This is a genomic window from Nitratifractor sp. (genome assembly GCF_015487065.1).
Classification (GTDB): Bacteria; Campylobacterota; Campylobacteria; order Campylobacterales; family Sulfurovaceae; genus Nitratifractor.
The window spans coordinates 1-6,394 of the sequence record NZ_WFQN01000127.1; the positions used below are offsets into that span (position 1 = coordinate 1).

The 6,394-nt window shown below is 58.3% G+C and carries 7 protein-coding genes; 6 read left to right on the forward strand and 1 reads right to left on the reverse strand.

Features of this window, described 5'->3' with window-relative positions; translation table 11 throughout:
* On the forward strand, nucleotides 1–338 hold a 338-nt coding region (locus F8I07_RS06785; protein WP_292657429.1), incomplete at its 5' end, for a hotdog domain-containing protein.
* 92 nt (nucleotides 339–430) lie between these two features.
* On the opposite strand, the gene F8I07_RS06790 is transcribed toward F8I07_RS06785, so the two are convergent.
* Nucleotides 431–1,036 (reverse strand): MBL fold metallo-hydrolase, encoded by a 606-nt coding sequence (locus F8I07_RS06790; protein ID WP_292657431.1) that lies wholly within the window; start codon nucleotides 1,034–1,036, stop codon nucleotides 431–433.
* Between F8I07_RS06790 and F8I07_RS06795 the strand changes: the two genes are divergently transcribed.
* The 5 genes from F8I07_RS06795 to thrC form a co-directional block, all read left to right on the forward strand.
* Nucleotides 1,026–1,874 carry a ferritin-like domain-containing protein gene (locus F8I07_RS06795; protein ID WP_292657433.1) on the forward strand — a complete coding sequence of 283 codons (849 nt, stop codon included), beginning with the start codon at nucleotides 1,026–1,028 and terminating at the stop codon, nucleotides 1,872–1,874. The genes F8I07_RS06790 and F8I07_RS06795 overlap by 11 nt on opposite strands.
* Before the next feature lie 72 nt (nucleotides 1,875–1,946).
* Entirely contained in the window at nucleotides 1,947–3,074 is a 1,128-nt protein-coding gene (locus F8I07_RS06800) for a DegT/DnrJ/EryC1/StrS aminotransferase family protein (protein WP_292657435.1), read from the forward strand.
* Nucleotides 3,075–3,082: 8 nt separating this feature from the next.
* Entirely contained in the window at nucleotides 3,083–4,018 is a 936-nt protein-coding gene (locus tag F8I07_RS06805; RefSeq protein ID WP_292657438.1) for a tetraacyldisaccharide 4'-kinase, read from the forward strand.
* Entirely contained in the window at nucleotides 4,008–4,859 is an 852-nt protein-coding gene (gene argB / locus F8I07_RS06810; protein WP_292657441.1) for an acetylglutamate kinase, read from the forward strand. The genes F8I07_RS06805 and argB overlap by 11 nt, the downstream gene beginning before the upstream one ends.
* Nucleotides 4,860–4,946: 87 nt before the next feature.
* Nucleotides 4,947–6,394, forward strand: a 1,448-nt coding sequence (gene thrC / locus F8I07_RS06815; RefSeq protein ID WP_292657443.1) for a threonine synthase, incomplete at its 3' end; no start/stop codon positions are given.

The window sequence follows — 6,394 nt, forward strand, 5'->3', positions numbered from 1 at the left end:
CGGCATTAGAGGAGGGCTTCGCCCGGGTCTGGCTGCATACTACCCAGGCGATGGTGGCTGACGAGAAGGGGCTGGTCCACGGGGGTTTCCTCTTCGGGGCGGCGGACTATGCGGCCATGGCGGCGGTCAATGATCCCAATGTGGTACTGGGAGCGGCGGAGGTGCGTTTCCTGGCCCCGGTGCGCAAAGGTGAGAGTGTCATCTTTGAAGCTCGGGTGGCGGAGCAGAAGGGAAAACGCCGTCGTGTAAAGGTGGCAGGCAGTGTGGAGGGCCGGCGGGTCTTTGAGGGAAGTTTCGATGCCTTCGTTCTGGAAAAGCATGTTTTAGGACACCTCTAATAATAGGTCGTGCCCACAACCTCTCCAGTTTTTGTCCATGCTGTGTTATCGCTTCGCAGGCATAGCCAACGCTACGTCAAGAAGCGAGCCCTTTAGATTGATCGTTCAACCTCATTGATCCAGAGGGGCAGATTGCGCTGTTCCCGGCGCAGGGTCGTTTCCGGTCCGTGGCCGGGCAGGAGGCGGTAGTCCTTTCGGATCTTCATCGCTTTGCGAAGGCTCTGAGCCATGGCTTTGGCGCTGGAGTAAGGGAAATCCCAGCGGCCGATGGAGTCCCGGAAGAGAAAATCTCCGCTGAACCAGAGATCCCCCACCTCGATAGCGGAACAGCCGGGGGTATGTCCCGGGAAATGGTGAAAGGTCACCGGAATTCCCTCGATCTCTATGGAAGCATCGGGAGGGACCTGGAGATCGGCAGTGCTGGAGGGCATCCCCTGGCCCAAAGGATCCTGGGCCAGCATGAAAGTGTCGCCTTCGGGTATGTAGATTGGGATTCCGAGCCGTTCCTTGAGTTCGGCATTGCTCCAGACATGGTCGAAGTGGCCGTGGGTATTGAGGATGGCCACGGGATTGTCCGCTTCCCGGAGTACCCAGTCGACGGCGCCGACACCGGGATCGATGATCAGGGTTTTACCTTCGTGTTGCAGGAGGTAGCAGTTGGTCTGATAGGGGCCCATCGGGCAGACGTTGATCTCCATCGGTTATAATGCCTCCATGGATTTTTATCAGTTGGCCGAATCGGCGCTGCGTACTTCGGATGTCGAGAGCAAAGCGACGGCAATCAGTACGTTGATGCGCTATTGTAACACAGGGGAGGACCGGGCGGAGGAGGGCTTCGTTGCGAAGCGATTCAAGACCCCCTCTTATGCGGAGTTCTGTCGGATCGTCCCGCCCCGTGAGCTTCCGAAACGCCGCCGTTTCGATACGACGGAGGGGCTGGCGAGGCTGCTACATTCCATCGTTCATATCGAATATAGCGCGATCGATCTGGCGCTGGATGCGGTCTACCGTTTCCCCGATATGCCGACGGCTTTTCGTCATGACTGGTTGGAGGTGGCGGCGGATGAGGTCCGCCATTTCCGGATGCTTCGTGATATCCTTGAGTCGCTGGGATATCGTTATGGGGATTTCCCTGTGCATCTGGGGCTTTTCGATGCGGCAGATCATACCGCCGGGGATGTTCTAAAGCGCATGGCGGTGGTGCCGCGCCACTACGAGGCGACAGGCCTGGATGTCAATCCCCAGATCATGCGAAAGCTTCGTCCCTTCGCCACACGCCTGGAGGTGGAGGAGGTGTTGGGGGCGTTAGAGCTGATCTACCGGGAGGAGATCGAGCATGTGCGCAAAGGGGATTACTGGTTTCGCTACTGCTGTGCCGAGCGGGGACTGGAGCCGGCTTCGACCTTTCGCCGGATTCTCGATTACTATGCGTTAAGAAAAGGCAACCGTTCCGTGTTGAATGTTCCGGCCCGTCAGGCCGCCGGATTCAGCTGCAGCGAGCTGCGGGATCTGGGGGCGGAATCCTGTGAAGATTAACGCTGTGAAAACGGGACTTTCGATAAAATTCTTATTTACGAAAAATTTTGAATTGAAGAAAGGGACTGAATAATGTCCATAACGATATCTTTTGAAGGGACGGGTTGTCCTCCCGTCGAACTTGCCGAACGTATCGCCCGGGCGGCAGAAGAGGGGATGGACGGCAGTGTCGCCACATTGGAAGAGGCTGCTGCCCGACAGTATGCCTTGCCTCATGCCCTGGCTACCGTCAACTCCACCGCGGCACTCCACCTGGCCATGTGTGCGCTGGACCTGAAGCGCGGGGACAAAGTGATCTGCTCGGTCAACGCCTATGCCGATATTCCCGAGGTGGTCCGCCATTTCGATGCCGAGCCGATCTTTGTCGATTGCGATCCCTTCAGCTACAACCTGAATCCCGAGCGTCTCGAAGCGGCTCTGGAAGCCAACCGGAGCAAAAAGCTCCGGGCAGTGATCGTCAACCATATGGCGGGATTGCCGGCGGAGATGGAAAGGATCTACGAACTGGCGGAGCGCTACGATGTCCAGGTGATCGAAGAGTTGACCGAAGCCCCGGGAGCCGGGATCGGGGGACAGCCTTTGGGGTCGGATCCGAGGACACTGATGGCGATTGCCGGTCTGGGGGACAAGATCTCCGGCCGTTTCGATGCGGGGATCCTCCTGACCCGGGATGAGGCATGCCGCGAGCGGGCTGATCTGCTTCGTAACCATGCCATCGTCCGGGACAGTGAAAGCGCCCCCTACCTCTACGATATTGTGGACATCGGATGCCAGTATCGCCTGGATGACTACAGTGCGCTTTATGCATCACTGCTGCTGGAGCGGCTTGAAGCCGACAATCGCCGCCGTCTTGAGATCGCCGGCATCTACAACAGAGAACTTGAAGGGCTCAAACATCTCCGGCTCCCTTTGCACCATTCCGACCACAGCTACTTCCGTTACATCGTGGAGATCGACCGGAACCGGGACGCTTTTGCCAGGAAGCTGGCCGAAAAGGGCATCGGGGTAGCCCTGCACTATGTTCCGCTGCATACCACCCGCTACTACAAAGAGAAGTATCAGCTCAAACTTTTCGATTTCCCCTGGGCCATGGGAATCTATCAGCGGGCTCTCTCTCTGCCCAACCGTCCCGATCTCAGTGATGAAGAGATCTTTACGATCTGCGAAGCAGTCCGGGAGATCGACGCGGATCATATTTAGGAATACTCTTGTCCCGATCAGATCGAAGCTTCAACGTATTGGCGGAACGGGTTTTCTATCAGCCGACAGGGAGCGATCGGCTCCTTTCGGCGGCACTGGCTCCTCTGGGCTGGCTCTACGGCAGCGGGATGTGGCTGCGGCGACGTTTGGCGAAGCGGGAGAGCTTCGGCATGCCGATCATCAGTGTCGGCAACCTGGTCGTCGGCGGCAGCGGCAAGACCCCCTTCGTTATCGCACTAGCTTCCCGTTATGAGAAGGTCTGGATCGTCTCGAGAGGCTACGGACGTCGTAGCCGGGGGCTGGTGGAGGTAAGCCGGGAGGGGGAGATTCGCGCTCCGGTGGAGGCCTCGGGAGACGAAGCCATGGAGATGGCCCGCTCCCTGCCTCGTGCCTCGGTGGTCGTCTGTGAAGACCGCCGGGAGGGGATCCGCTACGCCCGGGAGGCCGGAGCGGAACTGATTCTGCTGGATGACGGATTCAACCGGGTCGAGATCGAAAAGTTCGAGATTCTGCTGGAGCCAGAAAGTCTGCCCAACCGCCGGGTTCTGCCGGCAGGGCCGTTTCGGGAGTTTCCTTCCACGGCCCGGCAGGCCGACCTGGTACTGCGGGAAGGGAGGGACTACCGTCGGATCGTCACTGTAGAGGATCCGGGAGAACGGATGGTCCTGGCCACCTCCATCGCCCGTCCCGAACGTCTGGATCCCTGGCTGCCCGAAGGGATCGTCGCCCGCCATCTCCTGCCTGACCACGGATGGTTCGATGCGGAGGAACTTAGAATACTGCTGCAGCGTCACCGGGCCGATTCGCTCCTGGTGACCGGCAAGGATGCCGTCAAGATGGAGGCTTTTCAGCTCCCGCTTTCGGTGATGAAGTTACAATTAGAGATCGATTCCGCCGTTTTCGCGGCGACGGACCGCTACCTGAAGGAGTACCATGCAACGTAAAATGGAGATTGTCCAGACTCTGCTGGAGGCCCTGCCCTATATCCGGAAATTCCGCAACGAAACCATCGTGATCAAATACGGAGGGTCCGCTCAGGAGAGCGACGAACTCAAGGCCCGTTTCGCCCAGGATATTGTTTTGCTGCATACGGTGGGGATGAAACCGGTGGTGGTTCATGGCGGTGGCAAGAACATTACCAAACTGCTTAGCGATCTGGGGGTCGATACCCGATTCATTGAGGGACAGCGGGTGACGACCCGGGAGGTGATGCGGGTCGCGGAGATGGTGCTCAGCGGCGAGATCAACAAGGAGATCGTGGCGCTGCTCAACTCCCAGGGGGCCAGAGCTGTCGGTATCTCCGGCAAAGATGCCAACTTCCTCGAAGCGATCCCCAAAGACAGTGAAAACTTCGGCTATACCGGTGTGATCGAACAGATCAATACGGAGATTGTGGACAACATCCTCGATGACGGTTTCGTTCCGGTCATCGCTCCCATCGCCGGGAGCCAGACCCTGGGACACCCCGGGTTCAACATCAACGCCGACCTGGCCGCCAGCCGCATCGCCGTGGCGCTGGGAGCCCGCAAGATCCTCTTCCTGACCGATACCCCGGGCGTCCTGGATGCCGAAGGGAAACTCATCAGCCTGCTGAGCATCGATCAGGCCAGACGCCTCAAAGAGGAGGAGGTGATCCGGGGCGGAATGATCCCCAAAGTGGATGCCTGTATCGAAGCGCTCCGCGGCGGGGTCAAAAAGGCCCATATCATCGACGGGCGTATCGAACACTCGCTCCTACTCGAGATCCTGACCAGCAGCGGTATCGGCACCTGTATCGAACTCTGATCCTTTTCGATTCGAGGCCCGATTCCCCTTTCTGTGGCGCCTGGAGGTGCATTTCGCTATAATTCGCCTAAAAACAGGTGTCTTTCCATGCAATTTATCGAAACCAGAGGAAACGACGGCAAGAGTCCTGCCGCCGTTTCCTTCTCCGAGGCGATCCTCAATCCGCGGGCCAGCTACGGCGGCCTCTTTGTCCCCGAGTCTCTGCCGGATATGAGCATCGGATTTCTCTCCGAATACCTCCAGAGTGACTACAAGACCCTGGCTTTTGCGCTGCTCAGGGCCTTTGAGATCGATATTGACGAGGAGCTCCTCCACGAAGCTCTGGAACGCTATGATCGTTTCGACGATCCGAACAACCCCGTTCCGGTCGTGGGGATCGAAGAGGACTGCTATGTCAGTGAGCTCTATCACGGTCCGACCCGGGCCTTCAAAGATATGGCCCTGCAGCCTTTCGGTGTGATTCTCAGTACTCTGGCCCAACGCCGCAACGAACACTATCTTATCATGGCCGCCACCAGCGGCGATACGGGTCCGGCGACGCTGGAGACCTTCAAAAACCGTGACAACATCAAGGTGGCCTGCCTCTATCCCTACGGAGGGACCAGTGACGTGCAGCGGCTCCAGATGGTGACGGAGGATGCCCCCAATCTCAAGGTGATCGGGGTCAAAGGAAACTTCGACGATACCCAGCACGCCCTCAAAAATCTGCTGGCTTCCGAAGAGTTCCGGGAGGAGCTGCGCAAACGGAATCTGAAGCTTTCGGCGGCCAACTCCGTCAACTTCGGCCGGATTATTTTCCAGATCATTTATCACATCCACAGCTATCTGGAACTGGTGCGCCGGGATGTGATCGCCCTGGGAGAAGAGATCTATCTGACGATCCCCAGCGGGAATTTCGGCAATGCTCTGGGCGCCTACTATGCCAAAAAGGCGGGCTTGCCCGTGCGCAAGATTCTCATCGCCTCCAACGCCAACAACATCCTCACCGACTGGATCCGCACCGGGGTCTATGATCTGAGAGAACGCTGTCTGATCCAGACCGAATCCCCTGCGATGGATATTCTCATCAGCTCCAATGTGGAGCGGGTGCTTTTCGACAAGTTCGGCCCCGAACGGACCCGGGAGCTTATGGAGGAGCTGAGCCGGGAGCGGGTCTACCGACTGACTCCAGAAGAGCTCAAAAGCCTGCAGGAGGATTTCGATGCTACTTTCAGCACCGACGAGGAGGGGGAAAAGGTGATCGCCGAATATGCCGAAAAAGGCTACCTGATGGATCCCCATACCGCCACCTGCCTCAAAGCCTATAGAGAGCTGCGTGAAGAGTCGCTGCCGACCGTGATCTACTCCACGGCGGAGTGGACCAAGTTCAGCCGCACTGTCGCCCGGGCCATCGGCCTGGAGGCCTCCACCGACCGGGAAGCCCTGGAGGCGGTCAGCCGTCAGCTCGGCGTGAAGATTCCGCCGGTGATCTCCGAACTTTTCTCCAAGCCGATCGTCCAGACGACTGTTGTGGAGAAAGAGGAGATTATGAAGGA

What these genes read in the sequence shown, in the direction of transcription:
- F8I07_RS06790 (WP_292657431.1), bottom strand. Translation starts at nt 1,036, where the DNA reads ATGGAGATCAACGTCTGCCCGATGGGCCCCTATCAGACCAACTGCTAC.
- F8I07_RS06800 (WP_292657435.1), top strand. Translation starts at nt 1,947, where the DNA reads ATGTCCATAACGATATCTTTTGAAGGGACGGGTTGTCCTCCCGTCGAA.
- argB (WP_292657441.1), top strand. Translation starts at nt 4,008, where the DNA reads ATGCAACGTAAAATGGAGATTGTCCAGACTCTGCTGGAGGCCCTGCCC.